Below are 15,726 nucleotides of genomic sequence, written 5' to 3'. Positions count from 1 at the left end.
GCGTTAACGGTATTGGGTGATGTGCACTTGCTGGCCATTGCCGGCCTGGGTCACGGCGCTGGTCAGCCCCGTGCCGCTCTGCTCGATGGTGGCGTTGTTGTGGTTGCCGATCTGCTCGATGGCGGCGGTGTTACCGCTGCCGTTCTGGCGGATCGACGCGTTGTTGCCGTAGCCCTGCTGGTTGATCGAGGCCATCAGGTCGCTGCCTTGCTGCAGGATGTACGCCTCCTGCGCGCCCCCGGCCTGGACGATCTGGCCCAGCAGGGCCACGCCGTTCTGGTCGAGGGCGGCGCGGTTGCCGTTGCCCTGCTGCTCGATCACCGCCAGCTGGCCGGCAGCGCTGGGCAGCAGCCGCAGCACCAGCGGCTCGCCCAGGTCGTTGCCGGCCGCAAGGTCGGCGTTGTCCATCAGGTCGTCGGCCCAGGCCTGGCCACTCAGGGCCAGGCACAGCAGCAGCGGGGACAGGCGTTTCATGGCGCGCTCCTTGGGCTTACTGCACCACCACGTTGACGGTGCGCGTGGTGCCCTGGCTGCTGGTCACGGTTGCCGTAGGCGCCGCCGTCGGTACCACCGTGGTGCTGTTGCTGACGGCCAGGCGCCAGCGGCCGGTGACCGGCACGGTGGTGGTACCCAGGGTCTGCACGCCGGTGGTGGTGGTCACCCGTACGGTGATGGTGTTGCCGGTGGTCACCGATGAGGTGCCGCTGATGTCCCAGTTGTAGCGGTTGTTGGAGCGTGCCGTGACCGTTGCCGCGGTGACCGCGAAGGTCTCCTGGGGTGGCCGTGGCGACACCTGCACGGTGACCGTGCCAGGGGTGGACAGGGCGCCGATCGAGTCACGCACGATGTAGGTGAAGGTGGTGCTGAACGCTGTGGTGACCGTGGCCGGTGGCGTGTAGGTGATGGTGCTGCCGTTGGTGCTCACCGTGCCGCGCCCGGCCGGGATCGGCTGGGTGACGCTGGCGATGGTCAGCGGCAGGTTGCCCTCCGGATCGGTGTCGTTGGCCAGGGCGTTGATGGTCAGGGGGACGCCCAGGGTGGCGACGCTGTCGGCCACTGCCGTGGGGGCCCGGTTGGGCGCGACGTTGACGGTGACCGTGGCCGGTTCCGACTTCAGCCCCTTGGCATCCATGGCGCGGTAGCTGAAGGTCGCCACCAATGGGCTGGTGGCGCCGGCCGGTGGGGTGTAGGTGACGGCGGTGGTGCCGTTCATCACCACGCCGCCCAGGCCGGTGCCGGGTTGCGTGAGGTCGCTGATGGTCAGCGGCAGGTTGCCGTCCGGGTCGCTGTCGTTGGCCAGCAGGTTGAGGGTGACCGGGACGCCGACACTGGTGCTGCCGCTGTCGGCCTGGGCCAGCGGTGGCTGGTTGCCGGCCGAGATCGGTGCGTTGCCGACCACCACCACCGGCTCGACGTCGCTGCCGCCATGGGCGGACTTGACGGTGATGCTGGCGGGTGGCTGGCTCAGGTCGTTGACCGTCAGGCTTTGCAGCACGCCGGCCTTGGACATGCGCCCGTAGCCTTGCACCACCAGGTCAGGCACTACCACCTCGTCGCTGGAGCGGGCCTCGACCAGCAGGCGCTTGGTGACCCAGTCGTAGCGGGCGTTGGTGACCCGTACCACGTCGCTGAGCTTGCTCGACACGGCGGTGGGTTTGGTGGTGCCGGCGCTGCTGCTGGCGGTGACCACCACCACCGGCGGTGGCGCGGCCTGGCTCAGCTGCTGGCTGAAGAACAGCCCGTTGTTGTCTGGCAGCAGGCTGAACTGGCAGGGTGAGGGTGGCGTGCCGACCAGCGCCAGGCCGTTGCGCAGGCACAGGCTGGCGGTGTTCGGCGCCTTGGCGAAGACTTCGACGCGGGTGCCGACGCCGCTGCGCGAGTAGGTGGCGCGTTCGAGGGTGACCGGGGTCTGGGCGCGTTGGTCGAGGACCTTGCCAGAGACCGTGAAGGCGTTGGTCTGGATCGTGCCCGCCGGGCCTTGGATGCGCACGAAGTTGGTGTTGTTCGGGCTGCCGGTCACCGCTTCGGTGGTGTTGGGGTCGCCGACGAAGGTTTCGGTGGCGCCGGTGTCCGGATTGACTTCGGTGTACGGGCCGCCGACACCGCGCAGGAACGGGCCGATGTTGCCGTTTAGCGCACCGCTGAAGTTGCCCGGGGCGCCGATGCCGATGTCGCGGGTGATGTTGACCGCGCGGCGGCCCACCTGGTTGGCGGCGACGGTGACAGTTTCCACGCCGTAGGGGTGGGTGATGGTGTAGGTGCCTGCGGTGGGTATCGAGGCGCGGATGCGGATGCGGGCGAAGCTCTGCTGGTCGCCGTCGACCGGGTTCTCGGCGGCGAACGCCGCCTCTATGCCGGCCACATAGACTTCCAGCTCGTAGCCACTGTTGCCTGCGGCAGGGATCGAGGTCTCGGCGAGGAACCAGAACATCTCGGGCGGCCAGTTGTCGGGGAACACCAGCGGCAAGGTGTCGTCATAGACCCCAGGCTCCGGCAGCAGGGTGCACATGTAGGCCGGGGCGCCTGGCCCGCCGGGGAAGCGGGTACTGGTGGCACGCGACTGGCACAGCTCCAGCGACAGGTTGGTGGCGTCCTTGTACCACATGGGGTAGCCCCCGGTGGCGAAGGTGTAGGGGCCCGGGTCGACCTCGGTCAGCACGGCCCAGGCCGCGCTGCTCACGCTGAGGCTGAAACCGGCGGCGCACAGCGCCCGGCGTGACCAAGTATTCATGCTGCCTCCTGGAAGTCTGTTCATGGCACCAGCACCACGGGTTCGCTGTCGCTGCCGCCATTGCTACTGCTGACTTGCACCGTGGCCGGTGGAATCGGCGACAGGCCGGTGGTCAGCGCCTTAACCGCGCCGTTGCCGGACAGGTTGCCGATCAGCGTGCCGTTGCCGGTACGGGCGGTCAGGGCCGGCGGGCTGGTCTCGTCGCTGCTGCTGGCCACCAGGGTCAGCTGGCCGCTGCCCAGGCTGTATTCGGCACGGCTGATCACCACCAGGTCGGTCAGGGGCATCGGCGTGGTGGTCGGGGTGCTGGTGGCGATGGCCAGGCTGTTGTCGGCGGTGACCTGCAGGGTCAGTGGCAGGGCGGGGTTGAGCACGGATTGGGCATACCAGCTGCCGGTGCCGTTGGCTTCGCCCAGGGCCAGTGCCGGGGTCTGGCTGCTGAGGGTGACGGTGGCCGGTGCCGGCGGCGCCATGACGAACACATCCTGCTGGGCGCGCAGGTTGCCGTTTTCGGTATGCCGGGAGTAGGTGCTGCGCTGCGGGATCAGCGGGGTTGGCCGGTTGACCTCGGACAGCTTGCCGGACACGCTGAAGACCGTGGTGCGCAGGTCGATGCCGTTGGGGCCTTCGATGCGCACAAAGTTGGTGTTGAACGGGCTACCGGTGACCGGCTCGTCGAGGTTGGGGTCGCCGATGAAACGTTCGTTGCCTTCGGTGTACGGGCCGTTGACGCTGCGCAGGAACGGCCCGACATCGCCCTTGAGTGCGCCACTGAAGTCGCCCGCACCGGCGATACCGATGTCGCGGGTCATGTTGATCGCCCGGCGCCCGCCGGCCGGCACGTCGAACACTTCGACGCCATAGGGGTGGGTGACGGTATAGGTGCCTGCCACCGGGACATCGACGCGAATGCGCACCCGGGCGAAGCTGACCTGATCGCCGGCGATCGGCTCTTCGGCGGCGAATGCCGCTTCGATGGCCGTGCCAAAGCTCAGGTCGATACCGCGGGCGGCGTCGACGATCGCGGCATCGGCGGTGAACCAGAAGGCTTCGTCGGGGAAGTTGGTGGGGAACACGATGGGTTGGGTGTCATCGAACACGCCGGGGGTGGGCAGCAGCGTGCACATGTAGGCTGGCGCGCCGGGCGCACCGGCAACCCGAGAACTCACGGCCTTGGTCAGGCACAGGTCGAGGGTGCGGCCATGGCTGTCCTGGTACCAGGCGGGGAAGCCGCTTGCGGGAGCGGGTGGGTAGGGACCGGGGTCGACCGCATACAACGCAGCCTGTGCCGGTAGCTGGAGCAGGCCGGCGACGATCGCGATGGCCAGCGGACGGGGTGTCGGTCGGTGCATGAGTCGATTCCTCCTGCAAACGGGCCCATGGGTTGGGGCGTCTGGGGAGGAGTCGGCAAGTGTTGTGCCAGGTTGCTCAGGATGCTCTGCAGGCCTTTAATTGCGGGGTCTGCAGCCTGGATAGCCATCTACAAATTGAAAAATTCGGGTGGGCAGGTGGCCCCAGCTTTGGGGAATCGGGGTGTGCACTGGCGATGCTTCGCTGGTCTTTAGACATGCACCAAGGCGGGCGCCGCCTCTTTCACAGGACTACATCGCCCGAAACAGATGTGGGAGCTGGCAAGCCAGCTCCCACATTTGTATCGGGCCAGTTACTTCTGGGGCTTCATCGCTGTCCGCCTTGTTGGCATGGCGCTACATCGAGGTGGGCGTTGTTACTGCGCCTTTCAGCGCTCGCGCATGAAGAACCCGGCCACGTACTTGCGGAAGGTCTCCAGGCTCTTGAAGTCGGCGTAGCGCTTGAAATGCTCGGTGTCCGGCTCCGGGCCGACCGGCTGCTCCAGCAACGACACCGACAGCACCCGGTCCTGGTCCGAGGTGAGCACCAGCTCGTCCATTACCTGGCCGCCGATCACCGGGCGGCGCATCAGCACCTTCACGCCTTTGCCGGCCATCCAGTCGATCAACGAGACCAGCGCCTTGAGCGGTTCGCGCTCTTCATCGCGGTACACCGGGAACAGCTGCGCGCGCGACAGCACCGGCACGCTGGCCACGTGGATCATTTCGTAGAAGTGGCTGCCGGCAGTGGCCGGCGAATACAGCGCCAGGGCCAGCAGTGGGCCGCTGGTGCGGTTGCCGCCCCAGTACTGGTGGTGGCCCTGGAAGTCGAAGCCGTCCTCGCTGCGCGCATTGATCACCTTGCGCCCCTTGATCTGCTCCACGCAGTCGAGCAGCAGGCCATGGCGGCGGTGGTTGCCGAACACCGTCGCCTCGCGCAGGCGGGCCTTGAGCATCATCATGTGCTTCATGTCCAGGCGGGTTTCCAGGTAGTTGCTGGCCGGCACCCGCTCCAGCAACGGGTAGCGAGCGGCCACGCCACGCAGCTCGGCGAACTGGGCGGTGAGGTCCTTCTTCAGGTGGGTGGCGTAGACGTTCAGGCCGCTGGCCTCGATCCAGGTCAGCAGCAGCGACAGCAGGCGCTGCTGTTCACGGCGCTCGCCGGGTGTGCGCGGGCTGGTTTCGCTCGCTTCGCGCTCATCGGCACGGCGGTAGTCGCCGATCAGCCGCAAGGGGGTATCCGGGGGCAACCAGGCGGCAGGTTGGTTGATTTCTTCGCTGCGCTCGGCGGCTTCGCGTTCATCCTTGCTGAACGGGCAGCCGGGGGCGTGCTCGGGGGTGTCGGGGTTGTTGCGCAGGAACAGCGTGCCGGTGCTGCCGTTCAACGAGATGTTGAGCACCGGCAAGGCGTCCTTGCGGCAGTCGCAGGCCAGCCACTGGTTGGCGCCGCGCACTTTCATCAGCCATTGGTTGGCCTGCAGCAATCGGGGGCCGGCGAGGGTGCCGTTGACGAAGCCGACCAGCAGCTCTTCTTCGGCCGGGGTCAGGCTGCGCACCTGCGCGGCGGATTTTTCGATGATTCGCATTGAGGGGCAGCTCCAAGCTACGAGCTGCAAGCTTCAAGCAAAGCCGCGTGGGTTTCAACTTGAAGCGTGCAGCTTGCGGCTTGCAGCTTAATTGCCGCCGAACATTTTCGCCGCGCGATCGCGGATTTCCTCGACGCTCAGGTCTTCCTTGTGGGTAGAGATGAACCACATGTTGTTGAACGGATCCTTCAAGGTGCCGCTGCGGTCGCCGTAGAACTGGTCCTTCACCTCGCTCAACTGCTGAGCGCCAGCGGCGATCGCCTGGGCGAAGACTTTGTCGCAGTCCTCGACGTACAGGTGCAGGCCGACGGCGGGATGCTCGATGGTCTGGCTCGGCTTGAGGGTGTTCGGCATGTCGCAGGGGTCGCCGAGCATCAGCGAGGAATCGCCGATTTTCAGTTCGGCATGGCCGACGCGGCCTTGGGGGTCTTCAAGGCGGAACATCTCGACCGCGCCAAAGGCCTTCTTGTAGAACTCGATGGCCTTGGCGGCGTCCTTGATGCCGAGGTAGGGGGTGATGCTGTGCTGGCCTTCGGGGATGGGCTTGACTGCCATTTGCGTACTCTCCTTTCACCTGGGTGGGCCATGTGCGCGTTGCGCCACGGTGGTGACTTAGAGTCGTACAGGCGGGCAGGAAATCGACCTGAGGTTTAGATCGATTGCCTATAAAAAACGCGCCGCCCCCGGGTTTGCGAACACGGGGGCGGCGGCGTCGATCAGAAGATGTAGTCGGTGGTCAGGAAACTCGACTGCCGATTGCGGATGATCTCGCTGATCAGTTCCTTGTTCGCCTCCTGGAAGCGGGTCGCCACCAGCGTGCGGATGGAGAACACCCGCAGTGCGTCATGCACCGACAGCGTGCCCTCGGCGCTGTTCTTGCGGCCATTGAATGGGTAGGTGTCCGGCCCGCGCTGGCACTGGGCATTGATATTGATGCGGCCAACCTGGTTGGCGAAGGTGTCGACCAGCGCGCCGATGGTGGCGGGGTCGTTGCCGAACAGGCTCAGTTGCTGGCCGTAGTCCGAATCGAGCACGTAGTCGATCACGGTCTGCAGGTCACGATAGGGCACCACTGGCACCAGCGGGCCGAACTGCTCCTCGTGGTAGACACGCATGTCCTGGCTGACCGGGTAGAGCAGGGCGGGGTAGAAGAACGAACCACGGCTGAGGCCACCGCCTTCGTTGAGCACCCGCGCGCCCTTGCCGGTGGCATCGGCCAGCAGGCCGTCGAGGTAGTCGAGCTTGCCCGACTCAGGCAGTGGCGTCAGCGCCACGCCGGGCTCCCAGGGCATGCCGGGCTTGAGCGCGGCGAGCTTGCGCTGGAACTTGTCGAGGAACGGCTCGACCACGTCTTCATGGACGAACAGGATCTTCAGCGCGGTGCAGCGCTGGCCGTTGAACGACAGGGCGCCGGTGACGGCCTCTTCAACGGCGTTGTCCAGGTCGACCTGGGGCAGCACGATGCCGGGGTTCTTGGCGTCCAGGCCAAGTGCTGCGCGCAGGCGGTGCGGGCGTGGGTGCAGCTTTTTCAGGTCGGCGGCAGCCTTGTGGGTGCCGATGAAGGCGAATACGTCGATCTTGCCGCTGGCCATCAGGGCGCTCACGGTTTCGCGGCCACGGCCATAGATGACGTTGATCACCCCGGCCGGGAAGCTGTCGCGGAAGGCTTCGAGCAGCGGGCGGATCAGCAGCACGCCAAACTTGGCCGGCTTGAACACCACGGTGTTGCCCATGATCAGCGCCGGGATGAGCGTGGTGAAGGTCTCGTTGAGCGGGTAGTTGTAGGGCCCCATGCACAGCGCCACGCCCAATGGCGCGCGGCGGATCTGGCCGAGGGTGCCTTGTTCCAGCTCGAAGCGGCTGGAGCGGCGGTCGAGGTCCTTGAGCGCATTGATGGTATCGACGATGTAGTCGCAGGTGCGGTCGAACTCTTTCTCGGAGTCCTTGAGGTTCTTGCCGATCTCCCACATCAGCAGCTTGACCACCGCCGTGCGCTGTTCGCGCATGCGCGCCAGGAAGGTTTCGACATGCTGGATGCGCTCGGCCACGCGCATCGTCGGCCAGGCGCCGCGGCCCTTGTCATAGGCCTGGACCGCGGCGTCCAGGGCAGTGAGGGCGGTGTCGGCGTCGAGCAGCGGCGCGCTGCCGAGGGTCACCTGGCGCTCGCCGTCACTGTGCTTGAGCCACACCGGGCTGTGCACCGTGGCCAGCGGGCCATCCCAGTGCCTGAGTTCACCGGCCACCAGGTAGTCGCGTTGCTCCAGAGGCTCGCCCAGGCGCCATTGCGCGGGGATGTCGTCAGGGGTGGGAAACAGCGAGTCGAGCAGACGTTCCATGGGGCTAGCACCTCTTGTATTTGGCTGGGTGAAACGCTTCAGCATCCGAGCATGCACCCCGCGCAGGAAAAAAACCAGTCTGGCTCAACATTGCCTGGGGTGCGCCGATACAGGATGAATCGACTCCGATGTCAGGCCTATGACCAGCAACAATCGCCCCGCACTCGATGACCCCTTGCCCGAAAAGGGCGCCCTGCGCCGTACCCTCAATCGCATGCTGCCGGTAGGTTTCGCCGTGGTCGGGATCGGCCTGTCCATGGTGCTCGGCCACCTCGATGCCCAGCGCGAGCAGGCCGAGCAGGTGGCCAACCTTGCCGCGCGCCTGTCTGGTGTGCGCGGGGCGCTGGAGGCGCAGTTGCGCGCGGCGTTCAGCGAGGCCGAGGGCATCGCCCAGCTGATCAGCGCCGACGGCAGCATCAGTGTCGAGCATTTTCACGGCATGGCCCGGGATGCCTTGGCTTCGGTGCCTTACATGCGCCATATCGCCCTGGCGCCGGGTGATGTGGTGAGCGATGTCTACCCGCTGGAGGGCAACGAGCAACTGCTTGGCCTCGATTACCGGCTTTTGCCGCTGCAGTTTCCGCTGCTGGTGTCGGCGCGTGACCGGCAGGCTCCGGTGCTGGCAGGCCCCCTGCAACTGCTGCAGGGTGGCCGGGGGCTGATCTACCGGCGGCCGATCTTCGTCACCGGCAAGCGCGGGGTGAAGTTGTACTGGGGCAATCTCTCGGTCGTCGCCGACATCGATCGCCTGCTGCTCACCGCCGGCCTGCGCCCGGAGGCGGGCTTCGAACTGGCAGTGCGTGGCAGTGATGGCAAGGGCGCCGATGGCGAGGTGATCTGGGGGGATGCGCAGTTGTTCGAGGCGCCCCAGGTGAAGGTCAGCGTGGACGTGCCGGGCGGCCTCTGGCAGCTGGTGGCCGCGCCGCGTGGCGGCTGGTCGGCGCTCAATCTGTTTGCCTCGCCGCTGTTCCTGTTTGCCTTGACCACCACCGGCCTGTTCAGCCTGTTCGTCGCCCAGCTCAACCGCAAGCAGCGCCTGCTGGCGCTGCGTAACCGCGAGCTGCGCCAATACCAGGCCCAGCTGGAACGGCTGGCCCACTACGACACCATCACCGGGCTGCCCAACCGCGTGCTGTTCCTGCAGCAGTTGAGTGCGGCCATCGAACAGGGCCATGGCCTGGCGGTGCTGATGCTCGATATCGACGGCTTCAAGCAGGTGAACGACAGCCTCGGCCACCCCATGGGCGACCTGTTGCTGCAACAGGCCACCGCGCGTTTCCTGCAGGAACTGGACACCCAGGACCGGGTTTGCCGGTTGGGCGGCGACGAGTTCGTGTTCATGCTGCAGGGCACACAGGGCCAGGTCAGCCACCAGATCCGCGCCGTGCTGCGTTGCCTGCAGCGCCCGTTCGACCTCAACGGCAATGCCAGCCTGGTCACCGGCAGCATTGGCCTGGCCTGGTGCCCGCAGCATGGCGAGGACGCCGACAGCCTGCTGCGCCACGCCGATACCGCCATGTATGCAGCCAAGGAGAGCGGCCGCAACGCCTGGCGCCCGTACCACCCGGACATGACCGAACGCCTGCAGCAGCGCCTGGAGTTGGAGCGCAACCTGCGCCGGGCCCTGGAATACAACGAGTTCGAGCTGTGGTACCAGCCCAAGCTCGACCTGTTCAGTGGTGGCCTGGAAGGGGTCGAGGCGTTGTTGCGCTGGCGCGATCCGCAGCACGGCCTGGTGTCTCCGGGAGAATTCATTCCGTTGGCCGAGCGCACCGGGTTGATCATTCCGTTGGGCGAGCGCGTGCTGGAACTGGCCTGCGCGCAGTTGGCGCAGTGGCGAGCACAGGACCTGCTGCCCGGGCCGCTGGCGATCAACGTGGCGGCGCTGCAGATCGAGCGCAGTGACTATGTCAGCGCCCTGGCCTGTGCCCTGGAGCTGCATGGGCTGCCGGCCAACCTGCTGGAAGTGGAGATCACCGAGAGCCTGCTGATGGAGAGCCAGCAACAGGCCTGCGCGGTGCTGGCGCAGTTGCAGGCGATGGGCGTGGCCACTGCGGTGGACGACTTCGGCACGGGTTATTCGTCGCTGGCCTACCTGCGCGCGCTGCCGATCGACCATTTGAAGATCGACCGCGCCTTCATCAAGGACCTGCCTGGCGACGACGACGCGGTGGCTATCGCCCGGGCGATCATCGACCTGGGGCATGCCCTGGGTTTCAGGATTACCGCCGAAGGGATCGAGACTCAGGAGCAGTACGACTTTCTGCGCAACGCCGGGTGCGACCAGGGGCAGGGCTTCTTGCTTGGCCGGCCTATGCCGGCGGCGGCCTTGCAGCACTGGCTGGCCGAGCACCGCGAGCGGCGGCGCCCGGCCAGGGAGTGAGCGTCGCCGCTGGCGGTTGCGCTACATGGGCAGCTCTAGTATTCGCCAGGCGGCCTGGCTCATCGCATAGTCATGCATCAGCGGTTCTGCGTCGATGCGCTGCAGGCGCCGCCAGAGTTCCCTCAGCGCTGTACCGGGGTCATCCAGATAGGCGTCGCTGACCAGCACGGCGCGCAGCCCGCGGCGATAGGCAATGGGCAGCCGCTGCCAGATCGCCTGTTGTGCGACAGTGGTGCCCTCGAGGAGTTCTTCGTACTGGTAGTCGGCCACCAGCAGGTCGATGCCATGCGTCTGGTAATACCCATCGATCTGGCCCCGTATCGCGGGCGTCAGCCAATCGCTCTCCAGCTCCATGGCCCGGGCGACGTGCCCTGGAAACACTATCCCCTGCGGCAGGGCGATGAATTGGTTGTCGGAGAGGTCCAGCACCGACAGACCGATGCCGTTGCTGGCTTCGCTAGGCCTTGGCAGGCTGTCCAGCCCCTGTGGCAATTGCGTGAGGCTGGTGTTGTCGAGGCTTACCAGTTGCAGTTCACGCAGGTTGCCAAGGTCGGGAGCGCGCAGCAGCGGGTTCTCGGAGAGGTCAAGGTGCAGCAGATTGGGCGAACGCTCCAGGCGCGCCTGGGCCAGGTCGTCCCAGGTGATGCGGTTGCCTTGCAAGTCGAGCGAGATTAACCGCAGTGGCACGGCCAGCTCTGGCAAGGTGGCGAATCGGTTGTCCCGCAGGTGCAGGCGCTCCAGCAGTGGGAAGCGCTCGAGGAACTCCGGGTGCAGCCAGCTCAACTGCGGGTTGCCACTGAGCTCGAGCTCCTCGACGTGCCTGAAGTCATCCGGCAGGGCGAGGCTGGCGATATCCTCGTTGGTCAGTTCGAGGCCCGCCAGGTCCAGCGCCTGGATGCCCTGCGCCGGGACTATCGGGCTGGGTGAGTCGCGGTGCCAGGCATCGATGATCGGGCGCACGGCCCGCTGGCGCCGGGGTGAGCCGGCCGACCATTCGGCCAGTTCGTCGCGCAGGCTTTGCAGGCGCGCTTCCAGCCTGGCCAGCGCGAACTCCGGGGTAATGCCCTGGCGGTGCCAGCGCGACAGGTCGGCACGGAACTGTCGGTTATCGCTGCTGGGGTACAGACGCCGGTAGCGTCCACGGGTGGCGTCACGCAGCAACGGCGGCGGGTAGCCGCCGCCTACATCGCCGCCGCGCAGCCAGAGCTGTCGCCACCGCGCGGGAGCGCCGCCCCAGAGCCGTCTGGCCAGGCCCTGCCGATCATTCTGGGCCAGCACCTGCTCGCGCAAACCTTCGGCGCCCTCGATGCGCAGCCCCAACGCCTGTAACCGGGCGCTGGAAAAAACCTCGACCAGTGCGCGGCACAGGTCTTGATCGATCGTGCCGGCTACCGGGCGCTCGCCGTGGTAGGCCTCATAGCCCTCGGCGGACTTGATCAGGGTGTAGCGTTCGCTTGCCTGGCTGTCGCCGATGGCGCGCAGCACTTGCCCTTGGGGGCTGCCAGCGCGCAGTTCCAGGCGCAGCGTCGAGCGGCCGGACATCCGTTCGACGTACATGAGCACCAGGCGCTCGCTGTCGGTTGAGGCCAGGCGTGGTAGCCACACGCCTTCCAGGGCACGAGTGAGGGGCAAGTCGCTTGCCACCTGGCGGGCAGCATTGTCGAGCCAGGTCGGTAGTTGGCCGGCGCTGCGCTCGCTGGCCGCCAGCCTGGCGACCAGGCGTGTGGCCAGCGGCCGGGTCAGACGTGGATGGGCGAGCAGCAGTTGATCGACCAGCGGGTCGGCTGGGCTGGCCGGGTTGTAGTAACCCTCGAACAGTGGGGCGTGGGCGAGGCTGGCGTCCTGCGCCATCCGGGCCTGGGCCTGCTGCTCGGCACGCAGGCGTGCCAGGGTATCGGCCAGCAGCGGCGGGGCGGGCCTGGACCGCAGGTGCACCTGGCGCAGGGCGTCTTCGCCCAGGCCGCACACCTGCGTGGCCCGGCGCAGTTCATCGTCAGTGAAACCCGCGAACTCCGGCCCCAAGCGCCGAATCAGGTAGACCAGGTCCCAGTCCTGGGGCTGTTCGTGCTCGGCATGCCAGGCGCCTTCGCCATTGTGCTCAAGCAGCGGCTGATAGGCGTCGTTGCGCTCTGGGTGAACGATGCGCCAGCGCTTGAGCTGTGGGTCGAGGCGCTGTTCATACAGATGCCCGTCGATGCGGATGAAATACCTGTCGCCGTGTTCGAACTGCCCGCTGAGGTTGGCTTGCAGCGTGTCAGGCAGGGCCATCGGGCTGCGGTAGGGGGCAAGCTCCGGGTGCCACAGCCGTCGGCTGCCGTCGGCCACTCGCACCTGATCGAGGCTTTCCATCAGCGGGCTGTTGAACAGCTTCGGCAACACCTTGCCGGCCGCATGCAGGCCACCGATCAAGGCCAGGTTAAGCCCGACGGCCTCAAGGTGACGCAAAGCCAGCTGGCGATCGCCGATGTTCCATGCCTCATAGCCCTCGTAGGCCTCGTCCAGCAGTTGGCAGGCGATGACGGCAAGCAGCAGGGTGCCGACCCCGGGGACAAAAAAGCCGGCAACGGTCAGTACATCCATGCCAAGGCTCCGCCACTCGTCGCGACGGCGCTTGCGCGCCTGCTCGTCGGCATCGGCGGTCGGGACTGCCAGCAGGCGCGCTTCGGCTTTGAGCCGGGCCAGGTGCCGATCCTGAAGGAAACCGAATACTTCGCCAGGCACCGGGGCGAGGGTCAGGTACAAGTTCGCCGGGCTGGCACTGACCCAGGTCTGGTCACTGAGGCCGAGGCCGCTGGCGTCGAGGTTCTGGCGCAGCAGGTCGAGGAACTGTGCGCGCTGGTCAAGTGACAGGTAGGCCAGGAAGCGCTGGCGGGCTTGCGGGTCGAGCAACCGTTGCGCCAGCGCGGCCTCCACTGCTTGCTGGTCCTTGCACAGTTGCAATGCCGCGCTGTGCCCGGGCAGGTACAGCAGCAGGCCGGCCTTGGCAGCGTCGATCAGCAGCACCTCATGCAAGGGCATGCCGAACAGCGCGAGCGTCCAGCAGTTGCCGGGGGCACCGTTGAGCAGGCGCTCCACTTCATCGCGGGCGGTGCCGCTGAGGGCGTGGCGCAGGTAGCCGACATCGGCCGCCACTCGCAGACGGTCGCGCTGCACCGCCATGGCCAGGGAACGCAACCGTGCCTGGTCGCTGCCGTCGAAGATGTGCTGCAGGTGCTCCTGGTAACGTTGGCCAAGGTCAAGTTGCCTGCAGCTGCTGGCAAAGGCCTGGGGCGTGAGGGGCAGGGCGTTGACCTGATAGGCCTCGGATGTCATCTGAAAGGCAGCGCCTTGGGTGTCGAAACCGATTGGCGCGAAACCTTCGACGGTGATCGGCTGCACGCTGATGTCGGCTGCCGCAGCAATGGCGCTGTGGCTGTCGAACGACTCATCGCCGGCAAAGTTGAGCAATGCCGCCTGCAGCAGGCTGTGCCGTTCGCTGCTGTACAGGAAGCGGGTGCCGAGCCAGGACCACTCGCGTTGCACATGCAGCAGCTGGGTGTCACGTACAGGTGCGAGCATGCTGTCTTGCGCAAGGTGTGCCTGCAGCAGAGGCTCGCAGAATTCGCTTATTTGCTGCAGCCCCTTGAGTGCGCGGGACAAGGCCTGTTGCGAGCGTGCCAGGCGGTCCTGGCTGGCGAGCAGGGCTTCGCGCAGGTCGGGGGCGGCATTGCTGAACCAGTCGGCCTCTGCCCCGGGCAGGCCTTGGGCGGGTTCCAGTGCACTGCGCAGGGCTTGCCAGTGTTCGGTTGGTAGTGGCTGGGTCCAGCCAGGAAGCTGCTGTTCTAGTAGCTGTTGATGCGGGTTGATATCCGGGTAGGGCATGCGGTGACTCCTGTTCGATCGAACGAACAGCAGGCACCGAAAAGATTCAGCGGGTGCGGTAGATAGCTAATGACGGGGACGATAGGCAGGCGGACCTGAAGACACTGTGCTTGGCTATTAAATTGGCGCCAAGGAATACCTGGCCTTGATATCAATGTGCCGCTTGCAAAGTGATTTTCTTGCACCTTTAATTGTTTCTGAATGTGAGTGCAGTTAATGACTTTATAAGTGTTGAATATCAGATGGTTAGGTTGGCGCTTCAAGCACTTAGGCGGTTTTATTCAGGTGTGTCCATCCGATAACAGCAAGGGACGTTGACGCGCGATGAAACAATACTTGACGGCTGTTGCCCGTAAATTCATATCGCCCTCCATGCGCTATGAACTCAGGAATGTATCAAACAAGTTACGCGATTTTCTCGGGCGCGCCTGTTTCTGGCGCTGGGAAATAGCCAGGTTTCGTCTGCAACAGGAAAGCCCCTACGAAATCCTGTACATCGGCCGTAAGCAGGGCCGGGAGATGGCCAAATTGCTCATCGGCGGCAAGGGGCAGGGCAATGCGCCCGCCGCCAACGAGCCAGTGCAACCGGCAGCATCGGGGCACGTGGTGGTGGTGAGCGAGATGCCGACCACAGGCGCCTTGAACGTACCGCATTACCTGAGCGCCGTGGTGCCGTTGGGGCGCCCGCTGGAGGAGATCACCGCGCGTTACGACAGTGAGCTGCGCCGCAGCATCCGCAAGAACCGGCCGCTCTATCAGATGCGCCAGACCCTGGACGATGACGAAATCGCCATGGCCGATCGCGAACTGCTGCGCCCGTACGCCTCGGCGCGGCAGGGTATTCATGCCGCGCAGTTTCCCACCGACGATGTGTTCCGCCTGGCCAAAGGGGTCGGCCGGCTTGACTTGATCACGCTGGAGGGCGAGGTGGTTGCCTGCCACCTGGGTTGCGAGATCACCCGTGGCGGCAAACGTTACTGGAGCACCCTGCGCTTCGGTTATTGCGAAGCGGTGTTCGCGGACGCGAAACGCCTGCGTGAGGTCAACTCGATTACCACCTACATGGCCCTCGAATGGGCCCTGGAGCAGGGCTACGACTATTACGACATCGGCCTGTGCGTGGCGCGGCCGGATGACGGGCTGCTGAAATGGAAAAGACGGCGCGGTGGGGATATCGATGGCTTGAACAACCACGCGTACATGTTTGTCCGGCTGCCCAAGGCGGGGGTTGCCCAGTTTCTCTGGGACACACCGCTGTTCGCCGTCGAAGGCAACAAGCTGACCCTGCACCTGGGTGTGCCTGACGGGCCAAGCGATGAGGAAGTCGCCAGTCGGTACCATGAAATGGTGTTCGGCGGCCTGCACAAGATCTACCTGTATGGCGCCAAAGACGCGGGTGAGCAGTTTCTGGAAAACCTGCGCGGCCGTTACGCCAGCGTGCAGACACCGCCGACCATGGAGCGGGTAGTGTCCAGCTAAG

General features: G+C 65.9%; 9 protein-coding genes. 2 read left to right on the top strand and 7 right to left on the bottom strand.

What is annotated here, in order from left to right; all coding sequences use genetic code 11:
* Positions 1 to 3 precede the first annotated feature (3 nt).
* From ACO6VM_RS05405 to ACO6VM_RS05380, 6 genes are all read right to left on the bottom strand, one after another.
* Positions 4 to 474, bottom strand: coding sequence for a curlin (locus ACO6VM_RS05405; protein ID WP_110992618.1), 471 nt, complete (start codon positions 472 to 474; stop codon positions 4 to 6).
* Positions 475 to 490: 16 nt separating this feature from the next.
* Positions 491 to 2,731: an Ig-like domain-containing protein gene (locus tag ACO6VM_RS05400; RefSeq protein ID WP_401057385.1), complete on the bottom strand. Its 2,241-nt coding sequence runs from the start codon at positions 2,729 to 2,731 to the stop codon at positions 491 to 493.
* A 20-nt stretch (positions 2,732 to 2,751) separates the two neighbouring features.
* The gene (locus ACO6VM_RS05395; protein ID WP_401057384.1) at positions 2,752 to 4,083 is read right to left on the bottom strand and encodes a hypothetical protein; all 1,332 of its coding nucleotides are present in this window, start codon (positions 4,081 to 4,083) and stop codon (positions 2,752 to 2,754) included.
* A 386-nt stretch (positions 4,084 to 4,469) separates the two neighbouring features.
* The gene (locus ACO6VM_RS05390) at positions 4,470 to 5,666 is read right to left on the bottom strand and encodes a hypothetical protein (RefSeq protein ID WP_401057383.1); all 1,197 of its coding nucleotides are present in this window, start codon (positions 5,664 to 5,666) and stop codon (positions 4,470 to 4,472) included.
* An 87-nt stretch (positions 5,667 to 5,753) separates the two neighbouring features.
* Positions 5,754 to 6,221: a VOC family protein gene (locus ACO6VM_RS05385; protein WP_401057382.1), complete on the bottom strand. Its 468-nt coding sequence runs from the start codon at positions 6,219 to 6,221 to the stop codon at positions 5,754 to 5,756.
* 161 nt (positions 6,222 to 6,382) lie between these two features.
* Positions 6,383 to 8,002 carry an NADP-dependent glyceraldehyde-3-phosphate dehydrogenase gene (locus ACO6VM_RS05380; RefSeq protein WP_422402879.1) on the bottom strand — a complete coding sequence of 540 codons (1,620 nt, stop codon included), beginning with the start codon at positions 8,000 to 8,002 and terminating at the stop codon, positions 6,383 to 6,385.
* Between the two features lie 139 nt (positions 8,003 to 8,141).
* On the opposite strand from ACO6VM_RS05380, the gene ACO6VM_RS05375 reads away from it, so the two are divergent.
* Entirely contained in the window at positions 8,142 to 10,385 is a 2,244-nt protein-coding gene (locus tag ACO6VM_RS05375; protein ID WP_401057380.1) for a putative bifunctional diguanylate cyclase/phosphodiesterase, read from the top strand.
* A 21-nt stretch (positions 10,386 to 10,406) separates the two neighbouring features.
* Here ACO6VM_RS05375 and ACO6VM_RS05370 read toward each other — a convergent pair whose 3' ends face one another.
* The gene (locus ACO6VM_RS05370; protein ID WP_422402878.1) at positions 10,407 to 14,246 is read right to left on the bottom strand and encodes a dermonecrotic toxin domain-containing protein; all 3,840 of its coding nucleotides are present in this window, start codon (positions 14,244 to 14,246) and stop codon (positions 10,407 to 10,409) included.
* Between the two features lie 324 nt (positions 14,247 to 14,570).
* Between ACO6VM_RS05370 and ACO6VM_RS05365 the strand changes: the two genes are divergently transcribed.
* Positions 14,571 to 15,725 (top strand): hypothetical protein, encoded by a 1,155-nt coding sequence (locus ACO6VM_RS05365; protein ID WP_422402877.1) that lies wholly within the window; start codon positions 14,571 to 14,573, stop codon positions 15,723 to 15,725.
* Position 15,726: the final 1 nt, after the last annotated feature.

Origin of the sequence: Pseudomonas sp. GZD-209, from assembly GCF_049310485.1 — a bacterium.
In the GTDB taxonomy this organism is placed as follows: domain Bacteria; phylum Pseudomonadota; class Gammaproteobacteria; order Pseudomonadales; family Pseudomonadaceae; genus Aquipseudomonas; species Aquipseudomonas sichuanensis.
Note: the sequence above shows the minus strand (reverse complement) of the source record. Positions and strands in the feature narration are given on the sequence as shown.